A 264-nucleotide genomic window follows, 5' to 3' on the forward strand; every position below is an offset into this window, starting at 1 on the left:
TCGCCGAGCAGCGCGTGTTCGCCGGGGGTGAGGTCGCCCGGGTCGTTGTCGACCAGTGCGCGCAACGTCAGTGCGGCGTTCGCGCGGGTTGTGGGGGCGTCGGCGGAGGGCGTGTGCAGGACTCCGGCCAGCGCGGCCTCGCGGACGCGTTCGGACAGCCCGAAGTCCGGCTCCGGCTGGCTGATCAAGGTGAGTGTGATGCCGACGTTGGCGGCGAGCACCTGTTCGGCGGCGTCGGCCGCCGGCACCTTGAGCAGTCCCTGG

General features: G+C 72.7%; 1 pseudogene. It reads right to left on the minus strand.

The features are described 5' to 3' along the window. A pseudogene (locus tag OP18_RS59060) lies at window positions 1–264 on the minus strand (TetR/AcrR family transcriptional regulator); the annotation flags it as partial.

Origin of the sequence: Dactylosporangium aurantiacum (assembly GCF_000716715.1) — a bacterium.
In the GTDB taxonomy this organism is placed as follows: Bacteria; Actinomycetota; Actinomycetes; order Mycobacteriales; family Micromonosporaceae; genus Dactylosporangium; species Dactylosporangium aurantiacum.